This is a genomic window from Salipiger mucosus DSM 16094, assembly GCF_000442255.1.
In the GTDB taxonomy this organism is placed as follows: Bacteria; Pseudomonadota; Alphaproteobacteria; order Rhodobacterales; family Rhodobacteraceae; genus Salipiger; species Salipiger mucosus.
Window position 1 is genome coordinate 263,189 of sequence record NZ_KE557276.1, and the last position, 23,706, is coordinate 286,894.

The window sequence follows — 23,706 nt, forward strand, 5'->3', positions numbered from 1 at the left end:
CCGATTTTTTACTGGAGATAGCCCAACGGGTCGACGCTCTCGAAGCCCTTGCGCACCTCGAAGTGCAGGAAGGCCGGATCGCCCGCGCGCACCGCGCCGATGGTCTGGCCGCGGCTGACGGCGTCCCCCTTGGAGACCTTCAGCTGGTCCACGTGGGTATAGACCGAGAGCACCTCGTCCGGGTGACGGATCACGAGGATCTGCACGTTCTCGGTATTCTTGGTGATCGCCGCGACCGTGCCGCTGGCCGCGGCCTTCACCGGGGTGCCTGCGTCGGCCGAGATGTCGATGCCGTCGTTGCGGCCCTTCGAGTACTCGCGGATGATCGCGCCGCTCACCGGCATGGCCATGGCGGCATTCGAGGCCGCCGGGGCCGGGGCCGCTGGCTGCGACTGGCCGATGTCCGCCACCGGCTCGGATTCCGCCTCGGCCTCGGCGGCCGCGCTTGAGGCGGCCGAGGGCTCGTCCTCCGGCAGGGGTGCCGAGGAAGATGGCGGCTGCGGCGTGGGCGATCCGCTGCCGGGGGCGGGCGTGTCGTCCTGCGCGGTGGATGCCTCCTCGCGCTGGACCACGGGGATCAGCAGGTATTGGCCCTCGCGCAGCGAGAAGTCCTGCCCGAGCCCGTTCCATTCGGCCAGCGCGCGAGGCGTCACGTCGTAGAGCCGGGCGATGGTATAGGCGGTCTCGCCGCGCTTGACCTGGTGGCGGACCGGCTCGACGCCGCTCGATGCGGCCGCGGGCTGGGGCCGTGCCGGTGTCGGCGGGCGCGCGGTCGATGGCGTTCGAGGCCAGCGTCGTGATGTCGACCTCGGCAGCCGGACGGATGGGGCCAGTCGTGGTTGCGCCGGTGGCCGGCGAAGGCTCGGAGACGCGGCGCGGCAGGGCGACGATCTCGCCGTCGCGCAGCTGGTCGTCAGGCTGCATGCCGTTGTAGCGCGCAAGCTCGCCCACCGGCAGGCCGATGCGGGTCGCCACGTCGGCAAGCCGGTCGCCGCGCCGCGCCACCGCGACCTGGTAGCCGGGGTAGGAAATGATGCCACGGTTGTCGGGCGCCGGGCGGTCGGCGGTCACGCCGAGCGCCGCCTGGCTGGTGTCGACCTGGCCGCCCATGCGGCCCCTCATGTCGAAGTCCAGCGGTTCCGAGCAGGCCCCGAGCGCGGCAAGCAGGGCCAGCGGTGCGACCAGACGGGAACGGTGGCGGGAAATGCGGTCCATCTCGATATCCTCGTATGCGCCCCTTGTTGGCCGGGGCGTCATGGCATTGCGCGGGCGGTCAGCTGTCACGGGCCAACCCCTCCACCAGCGGAACGAAGCGCACGGGGCGCAACTCGTCATAGTCGAACCCCGCCTCGGTGCGGGTCACCCGGATCAGCCGCTGCACAGCGTCGGACTGGCCCACGGGCAGCACCATGATACCGCCGATGCGCAGTTGCGCCAAGAGCGGGCCGGGCGGATCCTCGGCCGCGGCGGTGACGATGATGCGGTCGAACGGCGCCTGGTCGGCGAGACCGTGGCTGCCATCGGCTGTGAAGGCGGTGATATTGGCCAGATCGAGTGTCTCGAAGACCCGCCGCGCGGCGGCGACCAGCCGGCGGTGCCGGTCGACGGTATAGACCCGCCGGGCAAGCTGGCTGAGCACCGCGGCCTGGTACCCCGAGCCGGTGCCGACCTCGAGCACCTTGTCGCGCGCGCTGACCTTGAGCGCCTGCGTCATCAGCCCGACCACCGAGGGCTGCGAGATGGTCTGCCCGCAGGCGATCGGCAGGGGCATGTCCTCGTAGGCGCGTTCGGCGAAATACCCGGTGACAAAGGCGCCGCGGTCGATTTTCTCCATGGCCTCGAGCACCTGCGTCTCGGTCACGCCGCGTGAGCGCAACGCGAAGAGAAGCTGCATCTTGGCCTCGGCGTCGAAGCTCATGCGAAGGCGTCCCTCATGGCCGCCAGCGCGTCGTGCGCGGTCAGGTCGGCGCGCATGGGCGTGACGGTGATCCGGCCCTCGAGGTTGCCGGCCACGTCGCTGCCCTCGGTCGCGGGGGCGCGCTGGTCGCCGCCCTTGACCCAGAGAAAGCGCCGCCCGGCGGGCGACAGATGCGCCACGGCGGAAAACCGCGTGCCATGCCGGCGGCCCTGCGGCGCGAGGCTGGTGCCGCGCACCTTGTCGGCCGCCACCGGCGGGAAGTTCACGTTCCAGAAGAGCGGGTAGTCCGGGGTGCCGTCGTCGGTCAGCGACAGGATGCGCCGGACCACCTCGACGCCGTGCGTCGCGGCGGCCTCGAAGGGATTTTCCAGATCCCGCGTGCCGGGTCCGAGGTACTGCGAGAGCGCGATCGCGGGCAGCCCCTGCAACGCGCCTTCCATGGCGCCGCCGAGCGTGCCGGAATAGAGCGCGTTCTCGCCCGAGTTGTTGCCGCGGTTGACCCCCGAAAGCACGAGGTCCGGCGGCGTGCCGTCGAGCACGTCGTGCACCCCGGCCAGCACGCAGTCCGCCGGGCTGCCCTCGGCGGCAAAGCGGCGCGGCGCGAGCTCGCTGATCATCGTGGGATGGGTGTAGCTGATGCAATGCGCCACGCCCGACTGCTCGAAGGCCGGCGCGACGGTCCAGACCTCGCCGTCGGGGCCCGCGATCTCCTCGGCGATGGCTTGCAGGACCGCAAGGCCCGGCGCGTTGATACCGTCGTCGTTGGTGATGAGAATACGCATGATCTGCCCCTGTTTGGCCCTGAATAGGGAAAGTGCAGGGCAGGGGCAAGCGGGCGCGGGCGCCCCGCGTCAGGGCAGGTCGAGACCGCCCAGAAGACGCGCGGCCTCGTCCGCCGGGCGCGCCAGCACCGACTTGTCCTCGCCCGGATGGAAGCGCATCCGCACGGTGGTGTCCATCGGCTGCGGCGACAGGATCTCGACCCGGGGGCCGGTCTTGACCGTCTCGGCCGCCCAGGACCGCGCGAGCGCGATCTGCCCGGCCTTGGTGGTGCCGTAGTGGCCGTAGAACTTCTCGCCGGCGTGGTCGTCCTCGAAGAACAGCGCGAGCCCGTCGGCCCCCAGCAGCGGCGTGATGTAGGGCACGAGGTGTCCCAGCGCCCGCAGATTGGTGTCGACCGAGCGCGCCCAGTCCTTGCCATCGATGTGGCTCGCCGGTGTCAGCGGGCCCGCGTGCACCGCCGTGTGCGCCCAGAGCGCCACGCCGCCCCAGCGGTCGTGGATACGAGCGGCAGAGCTGGGCCATGGCCTCGGGCTGGACGATGTCCATTGGGAGCCAGCGTGGCCGAGCCGCCCTTGGCCTTGATCCGGTCGTCGAGTGCCTCGAGCGCGCCCGTGGTGCGGCCGACGGCGACGATGTGGTAGCGGGGCGCGAGCGCCTCGGCGAGGGCGAAGCCCAGGCCGCGCGAGGCGCCGGTGACGAGTGCGATGCGATCGGTCATGGGGCAGGGGTTTCGGCGCAAAACGCGGCGGCGTCAAGGCCGCCGCGTCGTGCAGGGATCAGGACGGAATTTCGAGCCGCTCCGTGCGTCCGGAGCGCGAGACCACCACGCCATCCTCGCCGATGGCGACGACCTGTCGGCCGCCCACGCGGTCGCCGCGTCCGACCTGCGTGACCCGTCCGTTGGGCAGCCGCAACAGCGCGCGCATGTCGTCGGATGCACCGAAGACGCCCAGCACGATCAGGTCGCGCGGATTCATCCGGGCACGCGTCGTTGCCTTGGATTGTGCTTCTCCCTTCGATGAGACGAAGGGCGTGCGATACGTCGTGTCGAGATCCTCCGGCCGGGGCCGGGGACGCAGGGAAGTGTCGAGCATGTCTGAAAACTCTGTTGCCTTGGAACGGCCGGCCCTCGGGCGCGGCACGAAGCGATGACATACCCCCCCGTCGCCATCCGGAAAAGGGGCGGCTTCGTGACATCGGCAGGCTGCCGCCGGCCCGGTGCGCACATCGGCGCCGAGCCGCGCAAGGCGCCTGCCTAGTCCTGTGCGAGGTGCGGCCGAATGTCGTGCCCTGCCGCCGCGTAGAGGTCGAGCAGCGCGTCGAAGCTGATGCCTCCGGCCTGCGCCTCGGCCAGCGGGCCGTCCTGCGCGGCGAGCGCCGGACGCTCCTGCGAGTCGGTGGCGGCCAGCGTGACCGGCGTGCCCTCGCTCTCCTCGAAGCCGGGCAGGGCGTTGGCAAGCAGGCCCTCGCCGCCGGCGAAACCGGCGCCTTCGAAGCTGTCGAGATAGGCGTGCAGCAGCTCGCGCGGCACCTCGGCCCAGGGGCCGAAGGCCAGCGCGTCGTCCGCGCCGCGCACCGGGACGTGCAGCACGCCGCGCAGGAAATACTGGGCGTCCAGGCGGCAGAGCTCGGGCGTCAGGCGGTCCTCGCCCACGCGCAGCTCGTCATCCTCGCGCGGGCCGTGGGGCCATGCGTCGGGCGCTTCGAAGCCAAGGTCGAAGATCCCCGAGAAGCGCCGCCCGCAGCAGGGGCAGGCGCGGTCTGGATCGTTGAAGCGGCGCCAGCGTGCGTCGAGGTCGAGAAGGCTCACTCGGCCGCCGTCTTGAGCTGGAAGCCCTTCTCGATCATGTCCGAGGGTTCCACCGGGTATTCCCCCGAGAAGCAGGCGTCGCAATACTGCGGGCAGTCGGCCTTGCGGCCCGACGCCTCGCCAACGGCGCGGTAAAGCCCGTCGAGCGAGACGAACTTCAGCGAGTCGACGCCCAGGTGGTCGCGCATTTCGTCCTCGGACATCGTGGCGGCCAGCAGCTTTTCCCGTTGCGGCGTGTCGACGCCGTAGAAGCAGGGCCAGGACGTGGGCGGCGAGGCGATGCGGAAGTGCACCTCGGCCGCGCCGGCGTCGAGGATCATTTCCTTGATCTTGCGCGAGGTCGTGCCGCGCACGACCGAGTCGTCGACCAGGATCACCCGCTTGCCTCGGATGAGCGCGCGGTTGACGTTGAGCTTGAGCCGCACGCCCATGTTCCGGATCTGCTCGGTCGGCTCGATGAAGGTCCGGCCCATGTACTGGTTGCGGATGATCCCCATGCCGTAGGGAATGCCCGACTCGTGCGCGAAGCCGATGGCGGCCGGCGTGCCGCTGTCGGGCACAGGGCAGACGAGATCGGCATCGACGGGCGCTTCGCGCGCCAGCTCGACGCCGATCTGGCGCCGCGTCTCGTAGACCGAGCGGCCGCCGATGATCGAATCGGGGCGCGAGAAATAGACGTGCTCGAAGATGCAGAAGCGCGAACGCTGCGGGCGGAAGGGGCGGATGCTCTCGACACCCTTCTCGGTGATGACCACCATCTCGCCTGGCTCGATCTCGCGGACGTATTCGGCACCGATGATGTCGAGCGCGCAGGTCTCGGAGGACAGCACCCAGCCGTCGCCGACCTTGCCCAGCACCAGCGGCCGCACGCCCAGCGGGTCGCGCACGCCGATCAGCTTGGTCCGCGTCATGGCGACGACCGAGAAGGCCCCCTCGACGCGGCGCAGCGCGTCTTCCATCCGGGCGGGGATGTCGCGCTGCAGCGAGCGGGCCATGAGGTGGATGATGCACTCGCTGTCGCTGGAGCTCTGGAAGATCGACCCACGGTCGATCAGCTCGCGGCGCAGCGCCTCGGCATTGGTGATGTTGCCGTTGTGGGCGATGGCAGCGCCGCCCATCGAGAACTCGCCGAAGAAGGGCTGCACGTCGCGGATCGCGGCGCCCTTGGACCCGGCGGTGGAATAGCGGACGTGGCCGATGGCCAGCGAGCCCGGCAGTGTTTCCATCAGCGAGGCGCGGGTAAAGTTGTCGCGGACGTAGCCGAAGCGGCGGGCCGAGTTGAACCCCTCGTCCGGGGCGTAGGACACGATGCCGCCGGCCTCCTGGCCGCGGTGCTGCAGCGCGTGCAGCCCGAGGGCCACGAAGTTGGCGGCGTCGGTCACGCCGACGACCCCGAAGACGCCGCACTCTTCGTGCAGGGTATCTCCCTCGGCGGCGTCGAAGTCGAAGGGATGGGTGGGCGGCATCTGGCGCTCGGACAAGGGCGGCTCCGAATCCTGTATGCGGGAATGGCCCCTCCATACTCTCCCGAGGGACCACTGTCACGGAAGGATCACATAACGACCGCGCGAACTTGTAACAGGTCGCGGTGGTGCCGCGCGCCTGCACAAAGGCGGGTCGAAAGCAATCAGGCGTCGTTCGGGCCGGGGGCTTCGCAGACGCTCACGAGGCTTTCGTACTGGCTGGTGATCCAGCCGAGCGCCTGCTCGGGGTTCTGACCCTCGATCCGGTCAGTGAACTGCGAGAAGATCGCCGCCGAGCGCGAGTTGTCGATCATCGGCGTGTCCTGCGCGGTCATGACCGTTTCGTAGACGAAGAAGGCCACGGCCACGAGAACGATGCCGCGCACCACGCCGAAGAGGAACCCGAGCCCCTGATCCAGCCCGCCGAGCGCGGAGCGCTGCACGAGACCGGCGAAGACCGGCGTGAAGAGCGAGAAGAGCACCAGCCCGAGCGCGAAGACGGCGGCGAAGGCGGCGATGATCGAGAGTTCGCAGCTGTCGGACAGGAATTCACCGATGACCGGAACTTCCTTGACCAGCGGCTGAAGCTGGGGCGCGAAGATCACCGCGAGGATCGCGGCCGCGATCCAGCCCAGGATGGCCAGTGCCTCGCGTACGAGGCCGCGGGAGTATGCCAGCAGTGCCGAAAGCACGATGACGACCGCGACCACCGCGTCGACGACTGTGAATCCGTCCATGGAACCGTTCCTTGTCCGCTGCGCCGTGCCGGCGCCGAATGTCCGCCGCGCCTATCCGGCGCCGAAAATATCTCCGACGACTGCTGCCAGATCGGGCTTTTGCGTCAGCGTCATGCCGCCCGAACCGGCGGCCTTGCCGCCCTCCGGGAGGATCGCCGTGGAGAAACCAAGTTTTTGCGCCTCTTTCAACCGGTTTTCCGTCTGCGCCACCGGACGCAGCGCGCCGGACAGCGAGATTTCTCCGAAAACAACGGTTTCCGCGGGCAATGCCGTATCCTCGCGCGCTGAAAGAAGCGCCGCGGCGACGGCGAGGTCGGCCGCGGGTTCCGCGATGCGGATGCCGCCGGCGACGTTGAGATAGACGTCGAGCCCCGCGAAGGGGATGCCGCAGCGCGATTCCAGCACCGCGAGGATCATCGCCAGCCGCCCGCCGTCCCAGCCGACGACCGAGCGGCGCGGCTGCGAGTGCGGGGTGGGCGAAACGAGCGCCTGGAATTCCACCAGGACCGGCCGCGTGCCCTCGATTCCGGCAAAGACGGTGGAGCCGGGCGCCGTTTGACCGCGCTCCGACAGGAAAAGCGCCGAGGGGTTGGCCACCTCGGAGAGGCCCCCGCCGGTCATCTCGAAGACGCCGATCTCGTCGGCGGGGCCGAAGCGGTTCTTGACGCTGCGCAGGATGCGGAACTGGTGACCGCGCTCGCCCTCGAAGTAGAGCACCGTGTCGACCATGTGCTCGACCACGCGGGGGCCGGCGATCTGGCCCTCCTTGGTGACGTGGCCCACCATGATGACGGCGGTGTTCCGGCGCTTGGCGAAGTTCGTGAGCTCGTGCGCGGCGGCGCGCACCTGGCTCACCGAGCCGGGCGCGCTGTCGACGTTGTCGGCCCACATGGTCTGGATCGAGTCGATGATGATGAGGCCCGGGCGCTCGGCCTCGAGGGTGGTGAGGATGTCGCGCAGGTTGGTTTCGGCTGCGAGCTTGACCGGCGCGTCGGCCAGTCCCAGCCGCTGGGCGCGCATGCGAACCTGCGCGCTGGCTTCCTCGCCGCTGGCATAGACGACGCCCAGCCCGGCCTTGGAAAAGGCCGCGGCGGCCTGCAGGAGCAGCGTGGACTTGCCGATGCCGGGATCGCCGCCGACCAGCACGGCGGAGCCGGGCACCAGCCCGCCGCCCAGCACGCGGTCGAGCTCGGCGATGCCGCTGGCACTGCGCGGGGGCGGCGCCTCGGCGGTCGAGAGGTCGTGCAGCGCCACGGCCTTGCCGCGCGAGCTGCCCAGCGTCTTGCCCGCGGGTCCCTGCGACAGCGGAGTTTCTTCCTGGATGGTGTTCCACTCGCCGCAGGATTCGCAGCGGCCCGACCACTTGGAAAAGGTGGCCCCGCAGGACTGACACACGAAGGTCTTGGAGGATTTCGCCATGCCGCCTTCTAGGCGCAGCTTCGGTCCGGGGGCAAGCGCGCGGTTATTCCGCGGCGCGCTGCGCGGCCGTCAGCGTGACCACGCGCGGGTCTGGCGCCTGGCGTGCGGCGGCGATCGCCGGTGCGGCCGGCCGTTCGGCGGGCGCGTCGTGCTCGGGCAGGGGCTCGGCCACCGGTGCATCGGCGGTCTCGTCCTCCTGCGCCGGCGCCTCGGAGAGGATCTCGGGCAGGATTTCGTCGAGTTCCTCGAGCAGGCGGGCCAGCTGCGCCTCGGCCACGGATTCCTCGAGTTCCACCCGCGTGTGCCAGGTGCGCATGTCGTTGACGACAGCCTTGGCCTCTTCGATGCGGATATTGAAATCCTCGATCTCCTGCTGCCGCGCTGTCAGGAAGTCGCGCGCCCGCTGCACGTTGCCGTCGGAGTAGGTCTGCGCCAGCTCGCGCGAGATGTGGCTCATCTGCGCCGCCACCTCGAGAACCGAGGGCTCGAGGTCGGCGAGATCGGGGTGGTCGCGCAGGAAGGCGATGCGCTCGCGCACCGAATCGAACTCGGAGGGCAGCTTGAAGACGCCTTCGCGGTCTGCACGGTGCGACGCGGCATAGGCGCGGGCCACGTCCTTCATGTTCATGTGGAAGCGCCGGTGCGAGGTCTCGAGCGCCATGATCCGGCCGTTCGCGGGCAGGAAGAAGAGCAGTCCGACAGCGAGCGCGGTGATGCCGAGCTGAACGTAGATGCCGGCGTCGGGGACAATCTGGTCGCCGAATCTCATGTCGAGGGTGAGCCAGGAGGCGTAACCTGTTGCGCAGGCTATAGAATACAAGACAAGGGCTGCTGCGAGAGCGATGATTGCGATGAGCGAAAGTCGCTGCATCAGGTCACGCAGGAAATAGCCTGCGGCACGTGCCGGCATTGTCATCGCAAGTCCCTCGCGAAAATCGTCTTGTTAATAAATATATCGCCCAGAGTAACCTGAAGGTTTCAAAATGACCTAGATTTTTTTCCAAAAGGCGATTTTGTTTCGCCGGTAGCAACAATTTTTGATTTTGAAAGGAAGTGTCGGCGTGGCACGCGTCAATGCACGGGAGGCGCTTCCGCCGTCGTCAAGCCATGCCGAGAGCGGATTGGCGTATTTGGAACAAGAAGAAGGACCGGGCGGCTCAGACGAGCCTGGTCGCGATCCAGAGACCCACGAGGCCCCAGAGCGCCAGCGCGTGGACCAGGTCGATCCAGCGGGCCCGGGGACGGGGCAGCATGGCGCTGGCCGCCAGCGGGACGGACGGAAGAAGGAGGCCCCACATTCCCTGTCCCCCGGCCATGAAGCGCGCCGCCGGGGCATAGGCGGGATGGGAGGCGAGGTTCATGACGGGGGCCAGCGTGATCGCGATGCCCGCGAGCGCAAGGCCCATGGCAAGGAAGGCCGCGAGCCGCGACCAGCGCGCGCTGAAGGCGAGCCGCAGCAGCGCGAGCACGGCGACGAGTTCGAGGTAGACGAAGGTCTTCACGAAGACGAAGGCCAGCAGGACGGGATGCGGATCGAACGCGGTCATCGGACGGCCTCGATCGGGCCCTCGGCGCGGCCGTGGATGAACTGCTGCAGGAAGGGGTCCGGGGCGGCGTCCATCTTTGCGACGGGGCCGGACCACTTGATCATCCCGTCGTGCAGCATGGCGACATCGTCGGCGATGGCGCGGACCGAGCTCATGTCGTGGGTGATGGTCATGGCGGTGGCGCCCATCTCGGTCACGATTTCGCGGATCAGGTCGTTGATGACGCCGGCCATGATCGGGTCGAGGCCGGTGGTGGGCTCGTCGAAGAAGATGATTTCGGGCTCGGCGGCGATGGCGCGGGCGAGGCCCACGCGTTTCTGCATGCCGCCCGAGAGCTCGGCGGGAAGCTTGTCGGCGACCTCGGGCTTCAGGCCCACCCGGCGCAGTTTCTCGACGGCGATGGCGCGCGCCTCGTCGCGCGGGCGCTTGAGCGGGCCGCGCAGCAGGCGGAAGGCGACGTTCTGCCAGACCGGGAGCGAATCGAAGAGCGCGCCGCCCTGGAAGAGCATCCCGAAACGCGCGAGAAAGGCGTCGCGGTCGCCCTGGTGCACGTCGCGTCCGTCGAGCTCGATGGTGCCGGCGTCGGGTTCGACCAGCCCCAGGATGCATTTGAGCATCACCGACTTGCCCGTGCCCGAGCCGCCGATGATGACCATCGAGGTGCCGCTCTCGACGCGCAGGTCCACGCCGCGCAGGACCGCGTTGCCGTCGAAGCTCTTGTGGACGCCGGACAGGGTGATCATAGCGAGAAGAACGCCCCCGTGAGCAGAAAGTTCGCCGCGAGGATCAGCACTGCCGCCGCCTCGACCGAGCCCTTGGTCGCGCGGCCCACGCCCTGCGCCCCGCGGCCCGAGTGCATGCCGAAATAGCAGCCCATGAGCGCCGCGATGCCGCCGAAGGCGCAGCCCTTGGCGAGCGAGGAGACGATGTCGAGCGTCTCGAGGAAGTCGACGGTGTTCTTGAGGTAGGCTGCCGGGTTGAAGCCGAGGCTGCCGGTCGCCACCGCGTAGCCGCCGAAGATGCCGATCACGTCGCCCACCGCGACCAGCAGCGGCACGACCAGCAGTCCCGCCAGCACGCGCGGCGCCACGAGGTATTTCATCGGGTGGGTCGAAAGCGTGACCAGCGCGTCGATCTGCTCGGTTACCTTCATGGTGGCGATTTCGGCCGCGATCGAGGAGGTGACGCGCGCCGCGATCATCAGGCCCACCAGCACGGGCCCCAGCTCGCGCACCATGCCGATGGCGACGATCTGCGGCACCACCGCCTCGGCGTTGAAGCGCGCGCCGCCCGAGTAGATCTGCAGCGCCAGCGCGCCGCCGGTGAAGACCGCCGTGAGCCCCACCACGGGCAGCGAGAGCCAGCCGATGTGCAGCAGGGCCTGGCCGAATTCGCGCAGGTAGAAGGGCGGGCGGACCACGTGGCTCAGCGCCGAGGCGGCGAAGAGCGCGACGCGCCCCACCACCGCCAGCGCGGCCAGGGACCAGCCGGCCGAGCGCGGCCAGAAGCGCGAGGGCGGTCATTGGCCGGTGTAGCGCCGCGCGTAGCGGGAGCCGAGCGAGGTGAGCACCTCGTAGCCGATGGTGCCGGCGGCATCGGCCACCGTGTCGACGCCCTGGTGCGCGTTCAGCAGCGAGAGCGCGTCCGGCACGGTCTCGAGGTGGCTCACGTCGACGCCGATGAGGTCCATGGAGACGCGGCCGAGGATCTTGCAGCGCGTCTCGCCCGCCATGAGGTAGCCCGCCGGCCCCTGTGCGCGCAGGATGCCGTCGGCATAGCCGCCCGAGATCGTGGCGACGCGGGTCGGCCGCTCGGCGGTCCAGGTGTTGCCGTAGCCCACGGTTTCGCCCGGCAGGACCTCGCGCGACTGGATCACGGGGATCTCGAGCGTGGCGACGTGCCGCGCCTCGGTGAAGGGGCGGCCGCCGTAGAGGCCGATGCCCGGGCGCGTGACGTCGAAGTGAAAGCTTTCGTCCATCAGCACGCCGCCGGTGGCCGAGAGCGAGCGCGGCGCGTCGATGCCATCGGTCATCTCCCGGAAGGTGTCGCGCTGCTGGGCGTTCATCGGGTGCCCGGGCTCGTCGGCGCAGGCGAGGTGGCTCATCACGAGGCGCGGGTTCTGCGAGAGTGCCACGTCGCGCAGCGCGGCCCACTCGGCGGGCTCCATGCCGAGCCGGTTCATGCCGCTGTCGAGCTGGATGCCGAAGGGATGGCCGGGCAGCGCCTCGACGTGGCGCAGCATCTGGTCGATGTCGTTGATCATCGGCACCAGCTGCGCCTCGGAGATCGCAGCGGCATCGCCGGCCATGTGGCCCGAGAAGACGCTGATCTCGGGGCCGGGCCCGAGGATGCGGCGCAGGGTGACGCCCTCTTCGGCGAGGGCGACGAAGAACCTGCGCGCGCCCGCCTCGGCCAGCGCCGGGGCGACGCGGTGGGCACCCAGACCGTAGCCGTCGGCCTTGACCACGGCGGCGGTTTCGCAACGGGTTTTCGCGTCGAGCGCGCGCCAGTTGGCGCGCAGCGCGTCGAGATCGATGGTGAGCTGTGCCTGGGCCATGCGGGTTGAATGCCACGCTGGCCCGCCGGGTCAAGGCGAAAAGCGTCTTGGCCGCGGCGGAACGCAGGGCATGGTGCGGGGGCGTGCCCGCTTGCGCCTCAGAAGCCCGCGTCCTCGCCCTGCTGCCAGGGCTTCACGAGGTTGCCGAACCGGGTGAAGCGGCCCTCGAAGCTCAGCTCCACGGTGCCGATGGGACCGTGACGCTGCTTGCCGATGATGACCTCGGCCTTGCCGTGCAGCCGCTCCATGCGCTCTTGCCAGGCGGCCATCTCGTCGAGCCGGTCGTCCGAGGGCTTTTCCCGCTCGACGTAGTATTCCTCGCGGAACACGAACATCACCACGTCGGCGTCCTGCTCGATCGAGCCCGATTCCCGCAGGTCCGACAGCTGCGGCCGCTTGTCGTCGCGGCTTTCGACCTGGCGCGAAAGCTGCGAGAGCGCGATCACGGGGATGTTGAGTTCCTTGGCCACGGCCTTGAGGCCCATCGAGATCTCGGCGATCTCGTTCACCCGGTTGTCGGCGGTGCCGCGCACCAGCTGCAGGTAGTCGACCATCAGCACGTCGAGCCCGTGCGTCCGCTTGAGCCGTCGCGCCCGCGCGGCAAGCTGGGCGATGGGAATCGCAGGCGTATCGTCGATGTAGAGCGGGCAGGCCTCGAGCGCCTTGGCCGCGTCGACGAAGCGGCGGAACTCGGCCTCGGTCATGTCGCCGCGGCGGATCTGCTCCGAGGGCACCTCGGCCGCCTCCGACAGGATCCGCGCCGCGAGCTGTTCGGCCGACATCTCGAGCGAGAAGAAGCCCACGACGCCGCCCTCGATCGCGCCCTCGGTGCCGTCGGGGCGCTGCCCGCGCTTGTAGGCCTTGGCGATGTTGAAGGCGACGTTCGTCGCGAGCGAGGTCTTGCCCATCGAGGGGCGCCCGGCGAGGATCAGCAGGTCCGAGGGGTGCAGGCCGCCCAGCTTCTTGTCCATGTCGACGAGGCCGGTGGAGATGCCCGCGAGGCCGCCCTCGCGCTGGTAGGCGGCGTTGGCCACGTTGACCGCGTCGGTCACCGCGCGCAGGAAGGACTGGAAGCCGCCGTCGGCCTGGCCCTGCTCGGCGATCTTGTAGAGCGCCTGTTCGGCCGCGACGATCTGTTCCTTGGGCTCCGAGGTCACGTCGACCTTCGAGGCGCGGGCCGAGATGTCGCGTCCCAGCCCGATGAGGTCGCGGCGCACCGCGAGATCGTAGATCATCTGCGCGTAGTCGCGCACCGCGAAGGAGGAGACCGCGGCGCCCGCCAGCCGCACGAGGTAGGCCGGGCCGCCCAGTTCCTTGAGCCCCTCGTCGTCCTCCATGAAGGCCTTGAGCGTGACCGGAGAGGCGAGGTTGTTCTTGGCGATCCGCGCTGCCGCGATCTCGTAGATCCGAGAATGAACCGGGTCATAGAAATGCTGCGCGTTCAGGATGCCGGCCACGCGGTCGTAGACGTCGTTGTTGGTGAGGATCGCGCCCAGAAGCTGCTGCTCGGCCTCGATCGAATGCGGCATGGTCTCCGCCTGCTCGACCTCCACGCCTGTCGCGTTGAATACGCTGATGTCGTTCATGCCTGCGCCTCTCTGCCCCGTTGCCCCGGTGTTCGCGGGTTCTATGCCGTCCGGGGGCGTTTTACCAAGATGGAACAACTTCGTGGATAACCGCCGGGATAACCCCGGGGATGGCCCCCGGTGGCCACACTGCCCTCCCGATATGGTACCACATGCCTGATGCCGCGCAACATCTTGCCGGCCCACGCGATTCGAGCGGTGGAGTTATCCACCGCTCCATGTGTGCTCAGGCGCGGTTTTCCGCCTGCCAGCCGCGCGGGTCGTGAAGGAAGGCCTCGACCTGCGCCAGCGTCTCCACGGGCACCACGTCGCGCGCCTTCGCCTCGGCGAGCACGTCCCACCAGGTGCAGAGGTGATGCAGCGCCACGCCGTGGTCACCCAGAGTCTTCGTGGTCTCGGGAAAGATCCCGTAGTAGAAGATCACCGCCGTATGCGCGCAGGAGGCGCCGGTCTCGCGGATCGCGTCCACGAAGCTCAGCTTGGAGCCGCCATCGGTGGTCAGGTCCTCCACCAGCAGTACCCGCTCGCCCTCGGACATGGCCCCCTCGATGCGCGCGTTGCGGCCGTAACCCTTGGGCTTCTTGCGCACGTAGGTCATCGGCAGGCCCATGCGCTCGGCCACCAGCGCGGCAAAGGGAATGCCCGCGGTCTCGCCGCCGGCGATGTTGTCGAAGGCCTCGAAGCCGGCCTCGCGCATCACGGTGACGGTCAGGAAGTCCATGAGCGTCGCGCGAATCCGCGGGAAGGAAATCAGCTTGCGGCAGTCGATGTAGACCGGCGAGGGCAGGCCCGAGGCCAGCGTGAAGGGCGTGTCGCCCATGAAATGCACCGCCTCGATCTCCCAGAGCATCCGCGCGGTCAGCCGGGCCATCTCTTCGGGCGGGGGATAGGACGAGGGGATCATGGGGCGCACTCCTTTGGCTCTGTGCCGCGCTCCTTAGCGCGCCGCGCCCGCCCGGTGAAGCACCCGCGCGCTTCTTCTTGTTCCAAATACGCAAACCCCGGGTCGGCCCCCGGGCAAACCGGCCGGGTGGCGCGCAAGATTCTTCGCCGAAAAACCCTGGCCCCTCTCAGAGGACGCGCCAGTGCAGCGGCATCCGCGGATCGAAGACGGTGACGGGACCGTCCGCGCAGTCGATCTTCTCAGGGTAGGTGACCGGCGCGCCCTTCTCCAGCGTGACCGTCGCCTCGTTCGGCGCCAGCCCGTAGAAGGCCGGCCCGTTCAGCGACGCGAAGGCCTCGAGCCGGTCGAGCGCGCCCTGCGCCTCGAAGACCTCGGCCAGGATCGAGAGCGTGTTGGTCGCCGTGAAGCAGCCCGCGCAGCCGCAGCCGCATTCCTTGGCCGCATCCACGTGCGGGGCACTGTCGGTGCCGAGAAAGAAACTGGCCTCGCCCGAGGTCGCCGCGGCGACCAGGGCGCGGCGGTGCTCCTCGCGCTTGGCCACCGGCAGGCAGTAGTAATGCGGCTTGATCCCGCCCACGAGGATGTCGTTGCGGTTGATCACGAGGTGGTGCGTCGTGATCGTCGCGCCGAGGTCCGGCCCGCCCGCGCGGGCATAGTCGGCGCCCTGGCGGGTGGTGATGTGCTCCATGACGACCCGCAGCCCCGGCGTGGCGCGGCGGATCGGGTCGAGCACGTGGTCGATGAAGACCGCCTCGCGGTCGAAGATGTCGACCTCGGGATCCGTCACCTCGCCGTGCACGCATAGCGGAATGCCGCGCTCGGCCATGGTCTCGAGCACCGGTCGCACCCGGTCGAAGTCGCGCACGCCGGAGGCCGAGTTCGTGGTCGCCCCCGCCGGGTAGAGCTTCACCGCCGTGACAAGCCCCTCGGCATGCGCCTGCGCCACGTCCGCCGGATCGGTCTCCTCGGTGAGGTAGAGCGTCATCAGCGGCGTGAAATCGCTGCCCTCGGGAATCGCGGCCTCGATGCGCTCGCGGTAGGCGGCGGCCTGGGCGCCGGTCACCACCGGCGGCACGAGGTTGGGCATCACGATGGCACGGCCGAAATGGCGCGCGCTTTCGGGGGTCACGGCCTGCAGCATGGCGCCATCGCGCAGGTGCAGGTGCCAGTCGTCGGGGCGGCGGAGGGTGATCTGCGTCATGCGAGGGGCGTTAGCACGCCCCCCGCGACCGCGCCAGAGGGAAGGCGGGGGGCCTGTCAGTGCCCGGCGCGGTCTCGGTCGCGTATTTGGGGAAAGATGAAATCACTGCGCGGGGTCGGCGCGCCGCGCGGTCAGCTCGACGATGACCGCCACCTCGAAGCCCAGCTGCTCGGGGTCGGTCATGTTCTCGCCGATGCCGAAGTCGCGGCGGTCGAGCGTGGCGCGGCCCGACATCTCGGCCCGGTCGTCCTCGAGCATGAGCGTGAAGGGCAGGGTGAGGGGCACCTCGGCGCCCTTGAGCGCGAGCGTGCCCTGCGCCTCGTAGCCGTCGGCGACCTGCATGATGTCCGCCGAGAAGGTCGCGGTCGGATGCGTCTCGGCGGCAAAGAAGTCCGGCCCCAGGGCCTGCGAGGTGACGGAGCCCAGCTCGAGCGAGGGCACGGAGACCTGCACCGTGACCTCTCCCGCCTTGCCGGGCGCGTCACGGCGGGTGAAGTCGATGTCGGCGGTCCAGTCGGTGAACCGTCCCTCGACCGCCGAGCCCATCTGGCTGACGCGCAGCCCGAGTGCGCCTTCCTCGACCTGCCAGGCCGAGTCGACCTGGGCCAGCGCGGGGGCCTCGCGCTCGTCCTCGGTGAAGTAGCCTGCCGCGGCGCCGCCGGCGATGACCGCGGCCCAGACAGCGAGCGAAAGCACGGCCGGTGCGATTCCTGCGCCATGCGCCGTGGCGCGACCGGCGGAGCGGCCGCGGGCCATGCGCGCGAGCGTGTCGTCCCGGTCCACCGCGGCGTGTTTCACCGCGCCCGCGATGTGCAGGACCAGCGCGCCGGTCAGCACCCACTGGAACAGGAAATGCAGCCCCGCGAAGGTCTCGGCCAGCGCCGGCGAGTTCGGCACCAGGGGCAGGTCCTGGCCGAGCGGCCAGAGGATCGGGGCGAAGCCCTCGGTCGCGGCATGTTCGATCCAGCCGGTCAGCGGCACCAGCACCAGCGAGGCGTAGAGGGTCCAGTGCACCGCCTCGGCCAGCGCGGTCTCGGCCCGGCGCTCGGGGTGCAGGGGCGCGGGGCGCGGCTGCGTCAGGGCCCAGAGGATGCGGGCGAGAGCGATGACGAAGATCGCGATGCCCACGGTCTTGTGAACCGAGAAGAGCAGCGCCTTGACCGCGAGCTGGGACTCGGTGTCGAAGGACCACCAGTGCGCGATCCAGCCCAGCGGGATCATGACGGCGATGCCGAGGGCGATCAGCCAGTGAAAGCTGCGGCTGATCCTGCCGTAGCTGGTGGAAGTGTTGGCAAGCGACATGGTCGGCTCCCGTCCCGAAACTGCGTTGACGACAGAGCTAACGTTGCTGCGCCGCAGCGCAATCTGAGCCTGCGCACAGACATGGTGCGCGCGCCGCAGACGTTGCGCGGGCGGGACGGTATCGCTAAAGAGCGCGGTCAGAACGAAAGCAGGCAAGGAGGCCCCGCATGTCGCGAGCATTCATCTTCCCCGGCCAGGGCGCGCAGGCGATCGGCATGGGCCAGGCGCTGGCCGAGGCCTATCCGGCGGCGCGGGCCGTCTTCGACGAGGTGGACGAGGCCCTTGGCGAGCCGCTGTCCCGGCTGATCTGGGAGGGCGAGGCCGAGACGCTGACACTGACCGAGAACGCGCAGCCGGCGCTGATGGCGACCTCGCTCGCGGCGATGCGCGCGCTCGAGGCCGAGGGGGTCTCGGTGGCCGATGCGGCCTTCGTGGCCGGGCATTCGCTGGGGGAATACTCTGCGCTGACCGCCGCCGGCGCGCTTGGCGTGGCCGATGCGGCGCGGCTGCTGCGCACGCGCGGGCGCGCGATGCAGCAGGCGGTGCCGGTGGGCGAGGGCGCCATGGCGGCGCTGCTGGGGCTCGACCTCGAAGGCGCGCGCGCGGTGGCCGAGGAGGCCGCCGAAGGCGAGGTCTGCGCGGCGGCCAACGACAACGACCCGGGCCAGGTGGTGATCTCGGGGCACCGTGCCGCGGTCGAGCGGGCGGTGGAGATCGCCAAGGCGAAGGGCGCCAAGCGGGCCATGCTGCTGCCGGTGAGCGCGCCTTTCCACTGCGCGCTGATGGCGCCGGCGGCCGAGGTCATGGCCGAGGCGCTCGAGGCGGTCGAGATCGCCGCGCCCCGCGTGCCGCTGGTGGCCAACGTCACCGCAGCGTCGGTGCAGGAGCCGGCGGAGATCCGCCGCCTGCTGGTCGAGCAGGTGACCGGGGCCGTGCGCTGGCGCGAATCCGTCGCCACCATGGTGGAGTCCGGTGTCACCGAGTTCTGGGAAATCGGCGCGGGCAAGGCGCTTTCGGGCATGGTGCGGCGCATCCACCGTCCGGCCGCGACGCGTGCCGTCGGCACGCCCGATGACGTGGTCGCCGCCGCCGAGGCCGCGCCGGCCTGAACCATCCCTGCGGCGGGAGGCCTGGGGGCTTGTCGCGTGGCGCCGTGAATGGGATAGGCGGCGCCGTATTGTCGAAACTTGATTGGAGGAGGGCGACAGCATGTTCGACCTGACTGGAAAATGCGCGCTGATTACCGGCGCGTCGGGCGGTCTTGGCGGCGCCATCGCTCGGGCCCTGTACGATGCCGGGGCGACCGTGGGGCTCTCGGGGACACGCGAGGCTCCGCTTCGTGAGCTGGCCGCGGAGCTGGGCGAGCGGGCGCATGTGCTGCCCTGCGACCTGTCGGACGCCGAGGCGGTGACCGCGCTGCCGAAGCAGGCGGCCGAGGCCATGGGCGCGGTCGATATCCTGGTGAACAACGCCGGCATCACCCGCGACAACCTCTTCATGCGGATGTCCGACGACGAGTGGCAGAGCGTGCTGGACGTGAACCTCTCGGCGACCTTCCGGCTCTGCAAGGGCGTGATGCGCGGCATGATGAAGGCGCGCTGGGGCCGGATCGTGAACATCTCCTCGGTGGTGGGCTCGATCGGCAACCCGGGCCAGGCCAACTACGCCGCCGCAAAGGCCGGCATGGTGGGCATGTCCAAGTCGCTGGCCCACGAGGTTGCGACACGGGGGATCACCGTGAACGCGGTGGCGCCGGGCTTCATCGAGACGGCGATGACCGCGAAGCTGACCGACGACCAGCGCGCCGGTCTGCTGCAGCAGGTGCCCGCCGGACGCATGGGCGCGCCCGAGGAAATCGCCGCCGCCGTGCTCTATCTCGCAAGCCCCGAGGCGGCCTATACCACGGGCGCGACGCTGCACGTGAATGGCGGAATGGCCATGCTGTGACAGGGATTTGCCGGCAGTTGCGAAAGCATTTGCCATCACGCGCGCGTGTGATATAGGCGCGCAAAGGAACGTGGGGCGGCCCTTGAGGGTGCGCCCTTGCGCCCGTATTCGGGCATCAGAGCAGCCACCCCCACGGCGGGGGGAAGAAAGGGGCCCCGGGGCCCGGACACATGTGAGGACAAGACATGAGCGATATTCCTGATCGCGTGCGCAAGATCGTCGTCGAGCATCTCGGCGTCGAAGAGGACAAGGTGACCGAAAGCGCCTCGTTCATCGACGACCTGGGCGCAGACAGCCTCGACACCGTCGAGCTGGTGATGGCCTTCGAAGAAGAGTTCGGCATCGAGATCCCGGACGACGCGGCCGAAACCATCCAGACCTTCGGCGACGCGGTGAAGTTCATCAAGGAAGCCTCGTAAGGTCCTCCTGTACGTGTCGTACGGGGTTTTCGTACAGACTGCCTGATGCGGCGCCCTCCGGGGCGCCGTTTTCGTTTGGGCCGGGCGACGGGACGGCGCTCGCTCCTGCGGAGCCTCGCCCCGCCCGCCGTCCCGCCGACCCCGGACCCTGCGTCACGGTGCTGCAAGGGCGTCTTCACCTTTGGCGATCGGCCGACCCTCGGCGGTCCAGTCGGACCAGCCGGGGAAGTCGAGCGGAATGTCACCGTCGAGCGCCGTGAGACGGCGCCGCCAAGTGGCGAAGTTGCGGGTCAGGCGATCCTCGGCGGCCTGCGCGTCCTCGTAGCTGTAGCCGTGCCCCTGCACCCCGTGGGAGGTGAAGGGCGGCAGGACCGAGAAGCCCATGTAGTGCATCGAGTAGTGCACCGGCCAGAGCATCGTCCCGAGGTCGCCGCCGCGGCAGCCGGGGCCGAAGGCCTCGGCCGGGGCGCCGGTGCTGAGCGAGACCAGCGCGCGCCGGCCGCGGAAATAGCCGGCGTCGTAGCGCATCCGGCTGGTGTAGAGACCGCCGCTCACGAAGACGCGGTCCATCCAGCCCTTCAGGATGGCGGGCGGCCCGTGCCACCAGAGCGGGAATTGCAGGATCACGAGATCGGCGTGCTCGAGGTTGGCGATCTCGGCTCTGACTGCGCCGGGCAGGGTGCCGGTGGTCCAGGCGTGGCGCTGCTCGGCGAGGGCCGCGAAGCGGTCCGGGTCGGCGCGGTCGTGGTAGTGGCGCGGGGCTTCGACCGGGTCGAAGCCGTCCCGGTAGAGATCGGTGACGGTCACGGTGCCGCCCCGTGCCCGCAGCGCCTGCGCGGCGGTCCGGGTGAGGGCCGCGTTGTAGGACTGCGGCTCGGGGTGGGCGTGAACGATGTGGGTTTGCATTGGGGGGCCTCTGTCGTCGGAATGGCGTGCCCCTGACGTTGAATGTTCATTTCTGATATGTCGTCACAAGACTCTGCAAGCCGGACTTTCAGGTATGAACGATAAGCTCGACTGGACCGATTACGAGACCGTGCTGCGCATCGCCGAGGCCGGGTCGCTGACCGGCGCGGCGCAGCGGCTGGGGACGAGCCATCCCACGATGTTCCGCCGGATCAACGCCGTCGAGGACCGGCTGGGCGTGCGGCTTTTCGAGCGGTTCCGGACGGGTTACGTGCCGACGACGGCGGGCGAGGATCTGGTCGCCGCCGCCCGCCAGATCGAGGCGCTGACCAACGAGACCGAGCGGCGGCTGGCCGGGCGCGATCTGCGGCCCTCGGGTGTGGTGCGGCTGGCGACGACCGACACGCTGCTCGCGGGGCTGCTGGCGCCCGAGATCGCATGCCTGCGGGAGCGCGAGCCCGGGATCGTGCTGGAGGTGGCGCTGTCGAACGCGGTCTCCGACCTGTCCTTTCGCGAAGCCGACGTGGCGATCCGGCCCGCCGCGGCGCCGGAGCCGCACCTGGTGGGCAAGCGGCTGGGGCGAATCCGGCAGGCGGTCTACGCGCACCGCTCGCTGGAGGTCGCGCCGGGGACGGACCTGGCGGAGTTGCCCTGGATCGGGCCGAGCGCCTCGATGGGCTATGGCCAGTTGCGCGCCTGGATGCGCGATAGCGGCTGCGAGGCGGCCTGCGTCGCCCGCGTGGACAGCGTGCTGGGCCTGCAGGCCGCCGTGCGCGCGGGGATCGGGGTCGCGGTGCTGCCCTGCTACCTCGGCGTGTCGGATGGCGAACTGGTGCAGGTCGGGAAAGAGATCGACGCGCTGGCCGTCGACCTCTGGCTGCTGACGCATCCCGACCTGCGCCGGACCGCGCGGGTGCGGGCGGTGCTGGATTACTTCGGGGAGCGGCAGGGCGCTTTGCTGTGAGGCGTGGGAGCCGGCACGGGTTTGAACGGAAAACGGCCCGCGCGGGGAGCGCGGGCCGTTGGAAGGGCTCGGGGCTTGGCGGCCTGAGGCCGGGCCCGTGACCGGGGCTCCGCCCGTGACCGGGGTTCCGCCGGTGCCGGGGCTCCGCCCGTGCCGGGGCTCCGCCCGTGACCTGCTCAATCGCTCCACTGGAGCGATTGCCGCGCCATAGGCGCGGACCGCAGGTCACCCATCAAAATCCACTTCTTCGATGAGGCGCAGGGCGTCGCCGCGCAGGCCGGCGAGGGTCATCAGGTTGACCTCGTCGGCGTCGAACTCGCCCCAGCCCTGCACCAGCTCGTCGGCCTCGGTGCCGGGCGCGATCGGGTACTCGAAGTTGGCGTGGGCATAGACCTCCTGCGCCTCGGGCGAGGCGAGGAATTCCATCATCTGAAGCGCGTTCTCGCGGTTCGGCGCGGACTGGGTCATCGCGACGCCCGAGATGTTGACGTGCGTGCCGCCATCCTCGAACTCGGGGAAGAGCACGTTGACCGAGTTGGCCCACTCCTGCTGTTCCTCGTCCTGCAGCATCTTGCCCATGTAGTAGGTGTTGCCGAGGCTGATGTCGCACTCGCCGGCCCAGATCGCGCGGACCTGCGCGCGGTCGTTGCCCTGCGGCTTGCGCGCGAGGTTCGACTTCACGCCCTCGAGCCAGGTCCTGGTCTCTTCCTCGCCGTGGTGGTGCAGCATCGCCGCGACCAGCGCCACGTTGTAGGGGTGGGTGCCCGAGCGGGTGCAGATGCGGCCTTCCCACTTGGGATCGGCGAGATCCTCGTAGGTGGTGACCTCGGAGGGGTCCACGCGGTCCTTGGAGGCATAGACGATGCGCGCGCGCGTCGTCAGGCCGAACCACTGGCCGTCGGGATCGCGGTACTCGGAGGGCACGTTTTCCGACAGCACGTCGCTTTCGACCGACTGGGTCACGCCGGCGTCGACCAGCGCGGCGAGGCGCGAGATGTCGACGGTGAAGACGAGATCGGCGGGCGAGCGGTCGCCCTCGGCCTGCAGGCGCTCGACCATGCCGCTGTCGAGATAGGCGACGTTCACGGTGATGCCGGTCTTCTCGGTGAAGGCATCGGTGAGCGGTTTCAGCAGTTCCGGCTGGCGATAGGAATAGAGATTGACCTCCTGCGCGAGCGCGGGCGTGGCGGTGGCCAGCAGGGCGAGCGTGGATGCGAAACGCAGCGACATGAATTCCTCCTCTTGGGCGTTCGTTCGCGCGTCTTAAATCCGACTATTTCTATCGGGTCAATCCCGACAATTGATCTCAGGTTCTGCCGGCCTTCTCCCGCGCCTTGGCCGCGTCCCAGAGCGCGTCCATCTCGGCGAGGTCGCTGTCCGAGGGGCTGCGGCCCTGTTCCGCGAGGGCCTCCTCGATGGCGCCGAAGCGGCGGGTGAACTTGGCGTTGGCTCGGCGCAGGGCGGCCTCGGGGTCGATGTCCATGTGCCGGGCGAGGTTGGCCATGACGAAGAGCAGGTCGCCGAATTCCTCCTCGGCGTGGTCGGGGTCGGTGGCCTCGCGCAGCTCCTGCGCCTCCTCGACGATCTTGTCGATCACCTCGTCGGTGGAAGGCCAGTCGAAGCCCACGCGGGCGGCGCGCTTCTGCAGCTTGAGCGCGCGCAGGAGCGCGGGCAGGCCGAGGGCCACGCCGTCGAGCACGCCGGTCTCGGCGCGTTCGGCGCGTTCGGCAGCCTTGATCGCCTCCCAGTCGCGGGTCTGCTGGTCGGGGCTCTTGGCGTTGGACTCCGCGCCGAACACATGGGGGTGGCCGGGCGACCATCTTGTCGGACATGGTGTCGGCCACCTCGTCGAAGGTGAAGAGCCCGCGCTCGGCGGCCATCTGGGCGTGGAAGACCGACTGGAAGAGCAGGTCGCCCAGCTCGCCCCGGAGCTCGTCCCAGGCCTCGCGCTCGATGGCGTCGGCGACCTCGTAGGCCTCCTCGATGGTATAGGGGGCGATGGTCGAGAAGTCCTGCGCGACGTCCCAGGGGCAGCCGGTCTCGGGGTCGCGCAGACGGCGCATGATCTCGAGCAGGCGGGGCATGCCGCCCTTGGGGTCGTGGATCAGATCGTCGCTCATGCTGCGGTCTCCCTTCGCGGTCTTGCCCTTGTCCTGCGGCATCGTCCGGGCGGAGTCCAGTGCGGGCGGGCCCTTGCGGAGCGGGGGGCTTCGCGGTTTCATGCGCCCGAGCCCGCCACCGGA

21 protein-coding genes and 4 pseudogenes are annotated in these 23,706 nt (G+C 69.7%); 4 read left to right on the forward strand and 21 right to left on the reverse strand.

Annotated elements, in window-relative coordinates; genetic code table 11:
• Positions 1 to 8: 8 nt before the first annotated feature.
• The 18 genes and pseudogenes from SALMUC_RS13355 to SALMUC_RS13440 all read right to left on the reverse strand — a co-directional run bounded on the left by SALMUC_RS13355 (position 9) and on the right by SALMUC_RS13440 (position 17,227).
• Positions 9 to 1,215, reverse strand: a pseudogene (locus SALMUC_RS13355) (peptidoglycan DD-metalloendopeptidase family protein).
• A gap of 58 nt (positions 1,216 to 1,273) precedes the next feature.
• Positions 1,274 to 1,918, reverse strand: a complete 645-nt coding sequence (locus SALMUC_RS13360; RefSeq protein ID WP_020040231.1) for a protein-L-isoaspartate(D-aspartate) O-methyltransferase — start codon at positions 1,916 to 1,918, stop codon at positions 1,274 to 1,276.
• Positions 1,915 to 2,700, reverse strand: coding sequence for a 5'/3'-nucleotidase SurE (gene surE / locus SALMUC_RS13365; protein WP_020040230.1), 786 nt, complete (start codon positions 2,698 to 2,700; stop codon positions 1,915 to 1,917). The genes SALMUC_RS13360 and surE overlap by 4 nt, the downstream gene beginning before the upstream one ends.
• 69 nt (positions 2,701 to 2,769) lie before the next feature.
• A pseudogene (locus SALMUC_RS13370) lies at positions 2,770 to 3,419 on the reverse strand (SDR family NAD(P)-dependent oxidoreductase).
• Between the two features lie 58 nt (positions 3,420 to 3,477).
• Positions 3,478 to 3,795 (reverse strand): type IV pilus biogenesis protein PilP, encoded by a 318-nt coding sequence (gene pilP / locus SALMUC_RS29855; protein WP_021120370.1) that lies wholly within the window; start codon positions 3,793 to 3,795, stop codon positions 3,478 to 3,480.
• Positions 3,796 to 3,956: 161 nt separating this feature from the next.
• Positions 3,957 to 4,511, reverse strand: coding sequence for a DUF2199 domain-containing protein (locus SALMUC_RS13380; protein ID WP_020040227.1), 555 nt, complete (start codon positions 4,509 to 4,511; stop codon positions 3,957 to 3,959).
• Positions 4,508 to 5,977 carry an amidophosphoribosyltransferase gene (purF, locus tag SALMUC_RS13385; protein ID WP_037371977.1) on the reverse strand — a complete coding sequence of 490 codons (1,470 nt, stop codon included), beginning with the start codon at positions 5,975 to 5,977 and terminating at the stop codon, positions 4,508 to 4,510. The genes SALMUC_RS13380 and purF overlap by 4 nt, the downstream gene beginning before the upstream one ends.
• Before the next feature lie 161 nt (positions 5,978 to 6,138).
• The gene (locus SALMUC_RS13390; protein ID WP_020040225.1) at positions 6,139 to 6,711 is read right to left on the reverse strand and encodes a CvpA family protein; all 573 of its coding nucleotides are present in this window, start codon (positions 6,709 to 6,711) and stop codon (positions 6,139 to 6,141) included.
• A 51-nt stretch (positions 6,712 to 6,762) separates the two neighbouring features.
• Positions 6,763 to 8,130, reverse strand: a complete 1,368-nt coding sequence (gene radA / locus SALMUC_RS13395) for a DNA repair protein RadA (RefSeq protein WP_020040224.1) — start codon at positions 8,128 to 8,130, stop codon at positions 6,763 to 6,765.
• 43 nt (positions 8,131 to 8,173) lie between these two features.
• Entirely contained in the window at positions 8,174 to 8,899 is a 726-nt protein-coding gene (locus SALMUC_RS13400) for a hypothetical protein (RefSeq protein ID WP_020040223.1), read from the reverse strand.
• A gap of 388 nt (positions 8,900 to 9,287) precedes the next feature.
• A complete protein-coding gene (locus SALMUC_RS13405) occupies positions 9,288 to 9,677 on the reverse strand; it encodes a hypothetical protein (RefSeq protein ID WP_020040222.1) in 390 nt (129 codons plus the stop codon).
• Positions 9,674 to 10,420 (reverse strand): ABC transporter ATP-binding protein, encoded by a 747-nt coding sequence (locus SALMUC_RS13410; protein ID WP_020040221.1) that lies wholly within the window; start codon positions 10,418 to 10,420, stop codon positions 9,674 to 9,676. The genes SALMUC_RS13405 and SALMUC_RS13410 overlap by 4 nt, the downstream gene beginning before the upstream one ends.
• Positions 10,417 to 11,200, reverse strand: a pseudogene (locus SALMUC_RS13415) (MlaE family ABC transporter permease). Before SALMUC_RS13415 ends, SALMUC_RS13410 begins: the two are co-directional and overlap by 4 nt.
• Complete coding sequence (alr, locus tag SALMUC_RS13420) at positions 11,197 to 12,234, reverse strand: alanine racemase (protein WP_020040219.1); 1,038 nt, start codon at positions 12,232 to 12,234, stop codon at positions 11,197 to 11,199. The pseudogene SALMUC_RS13415 and the gene alr overlap by 4 nt, the downstream one beginning before the upstream one ends.
• Positions 12,235 to 12,332: 98 nt before the next feature.
• Positions 12,333 to 13,820, reverse strand: coding sequence for a replicative DNA helicase (locus tag SALMUC_RS13425; RefSeq protein WP_020040218.1), 1,488 nt, complete (start codon positions 13,818 to 13,820; stop codon positions 12,333 to 12,335).
• A 226-nt stretch (positions 13,821 to 14,046) separates the two neighbouring features.
• Entirely contained in the window at positions 14,047 to 14,724 is a 678-nt protein-coding gene (locus SALMUC_RS13430; protein WP_020040217.1) for an orotate phosphoribosyltransferase, read from the reverse strand.
• Between the two features lie 166 nt (positions 14,725 to 14,890).
• On the reverse strand, positions 14,891 to 15,925 hold the full coding sequence (gene pyrC / locus SALMUC_RS13435) for a dihydroorotase (RefSeq protein ID WP_020040216.1): 1,035 nt from the start codon (positions 15,923 to 15,925) through the stop codon (positions 14,891 to 14,893).
• Between the two features lie 102 nt (positions 15,926 to 16,027).
• Positions 16,028 to 17,227: a cytochrome b/b6 domain-containing protein gene (locus tag SALMUC_RS13440; protein ID WP_020040215.1), complete on the reverse strand. Its 1,200-nt coding sequence runs from the start codon at positions 17,225 to 17,227 to the stop codon at positions 16,028 to 16,030.
• Between the two features lie 167 nt (positions 17,228 to 17,394).
• Here SALMUC_RS13440 and fabD point away from each other — a divergent pair, with 167 nt between their 5' ends.
• The 3 genes from fabD to SALMUC_RS13455 all read left to right on the forward strand — a co-directional run bounded on the left by fabD (position 17,395) and on the right by SALMUC_RS13455 (position 19,593).
• Positions 17,395 to 18,336 (forward strand): ACP S-malonyltransferase, encoded by a 942-nt coding sequence (gene fabD, locus SALMUC_RS13445; RefSeq protein ID WP_020040214.1) that lies wholly within the window; start codon positions 17,395 to 17,397, stop codon positions 18,334 to 18,336.
• Between the two features lie 100 nt (positions 18,337 to 18,436).
• A complete protein-coding gene (fabG, locus tag SALMUC_RS13450) occupies positions 18,437 to 19,174 on the forward strand; it encodes a 3-oxoacyl-ACP reductase FabG (protein ID WP_020040213.1) in 738 nt (245 codons plus the stop codon).
• Positions 19,175 to 19,359: 185 nt separating this feature from the next.
• Positions 19,360 to 19,593, forward strand: a complete 234-nt coding sequence (locus SALMUC_RS13455) for an acyl carrier protein (protein ID WP_007800270.1) — start codon at positions 19,360 to 19,362, stop codon at positions 19,591 to 19,593.
• Positions 19,594 to 19,746: 153 nt separating this feature from the next.
• On the opposite strand, the gene SALMUC_RS13460 is transcribed toward SALMUC_RS13455, so the two are convergent.
• Positions 19,747 to 20,499, reverse strand: a complete 753-nt coding sequence (locus SALMUC_RS13460) for an NAD(P)H-dependent oxidoreductase (protein WP_020040212.1) — start codon at positions 20,497 to 20,499, stop codon at positions 19,747 to 19,749.
• Positions 20,500 to 20,593: 94 nt separating this feature from the next.
• Here SALMUC_RS13460 and SALMUC_RS13465 point away from each other — a divergent pair, with 94 nt between their 5' ends.
• Entirely contained in the window at positions 20,594 to 21,463 is an 870-nt protein-coding gene (locus tag SALMUC_RS13465) for a LysR family transcriptional regulator (RefSeq protein WP_020040211.1), read from the forward strand.
• A 225-nt stretch (positions 21,464 to 21,688) separates the two neighbouring features.
• Here SALMUC_RS13465 and SALMUC_RS13470 read toward each other — a convergent pair whose 3' ends face one another.
• Both SALMUC_RS13470 and mazG read right to left on the reverse strand, forming a co-directional pair.
• Positions 21,689 to 22,693 carry a Fe(3+) ABC transporter substrate-binding protein gene (locus tag SALMUC_RS13470; protein WP_020040210.1) on the reverse strand — a complete coding sequence of 335 codons (1,005 nt, stop codon included), beginning with the start codon at positions 22,691 to 22,693 and terminating at the stop codon, positions 21,689 to 21,691.
• Between the two features lie 76 nt (positions 22,694 to 22,769).
• A pseudogene (mazG, locus tag SALMUC_RS13475) lies at positions 22,770 to 23,583 on the reverse strand (nucleoside triphosphate pyrophosphohydrolase).
• Positions 23,584 to 23,706: the final 123 nt, after the last annotated feature.

What these genes read in the sequence shown, in the direction of transcription:
- SALMUC_RS13455 (WP_007800270.1), top strand. Translation starts at nt 19,360, where the DNA reads ATGAGCGATATTCCTGATCGCGTGCGCAAGATCGTCGTCGAGCATCTC.
- alr (WP_020040219.1), bottom strand. Translation starts at nt 12,234, where the DNA reads ATGGCCCAGGCACAGCTCACCATCGATCTCGACGCGCTGCGCGCCAAC.
- SALMUC_RS13400 (WP_020040223.1), bottom strand. Translation starts at nt 8,899, where the DNA reads ATGAGATTCGGCGACCAGATTGTCCCCGACGCCGGCATCTACGTTCAG.
- SALMUC_RS13405 (WP_020040222.1), bottom strand. Translation starts at nt 9,677, where the DNA reads ATGACCGCGTTCGATCCGCATCCCGTCCTGCTGGCCTTCGTCTTCGTG.
- SALMUC_RS13360 (WP_020040231.1), bottom strand. Translation starts at nt 1,918, where the DNA reads ATGAGCTTCGACGCCGAGGCCAAGATGCAGCTTCTCTTCGCGTTGCGC.
- pilP (WP_021120370.1), bottom strand. Translation starts at nt 3,795, where the DNA reads ATGCTCGACACTTCCCTGCGTCCCCGGCCCCGGCCGGAGGATCTCGAC.
- SALMUC_RS13390 (WP_020040225.1), bottom strand. Translation starts at nt 6,711, where the DNA reads ATGGACGGATTCACAGTCGTCGACGCGGTGGTCGCGGTCGTCATCGTG.
- SALMUC_RS13440 (WP_020040215.1), bottom strand. Translation starts at nt 17,227, where the DNA reads ATGTCGCTTGCCAACACTTCCACCAGCTACGGCAGGATCAGCCGCAGC.
- SALMUC_RS13460 (WP_020040212.1), bottom strand. Translation starts at nt 20,499, where the DNA reads ATGCAAACCCACATCGTTCACGCCCACCCCGAGCCGCAGTCCTACAAC.
- surE (WP_020040230.1), bottom strand. Translation starts at nt 2,700, where the DNA reads ATGCGTATTCTCATCACCAACGACGACGGTATCAACGCGCCGGGCCTT.
- fabD (WP_020040214.1), top strand. Translation starts at nt 17,395, where the DNA reads ATGTCGCGAGCATTCATCTTCCCCGGCCAGGGCGCGCAGGCGATCGGC.
- pyrC (WP_020040216.1), bottom strand. Translation starts at nt 15,925, where the DNA reads ATGACGCAGATCACCCTCCGCCGCCCCGACGACTGGCACCTGCACCTG.
- SALMUC_RS13470 (WP_020040210.1), bottom strand. Translation starts at nt 22,693, where the DNA reads ATGTCGCTGCGTTTCGCATCCACGCTCGCCCTGCTGGCCACCGCCACG.
- fabG (WP_020040213.1), top strand. Translation starts at nt 18,437, where the DNA reads ATGTTCGACCTGACTGGAAAATGCGCGCTGATTACCGGCGCGTCGGGC.
- radA (WP_020040224.1), bottom strand. Translation starts at nt 8,130, where the DNA reads ATGGCGAAATCCTCCAAGACCTTCGTGTGTCAGTCCTGCGGGGCCACC.
- SALMUC_RS13425 (WP_020040218.1), bottom strand. Translation starts at nt 13,820, where the DNA reads ATGAACGACATCAGCGTATTCAACGCGACAGGCGTGGAGGTCGAGCAG.
- SALMUC_RS13430 (WP_020040217.1), bottom strand. Translation starts at nt 14,724, where the DNA reads ATGATCCCCTCGTCCTATCCCCCGCCCGAAGAGATGGCCCGGCTGACC.
- purF (WP_037371977.1), bottom strand. Translation starts at nt 5,977, where the DNA reads ATGCCGCCCACCCATCCCTTCGACTTCGACGCCGCCGAGGGAGATACC.
- SALMUC_RS13465 (WP_020040211.1), top strand. Translation starts at nt 20,594, where the DNA reads ATGAACGATAAGCTCGACTGGACCGATTACGAGACCGTGCTGCGCATC.
- SALMUC_RS13410 (WP_020040221.1), bottom strand. Translation starts at nt 10,420, where the DNA reads ATGATCACCCTGTCCGGCGTCCACAAGAGCTTCGACGGCAACGCGGTC.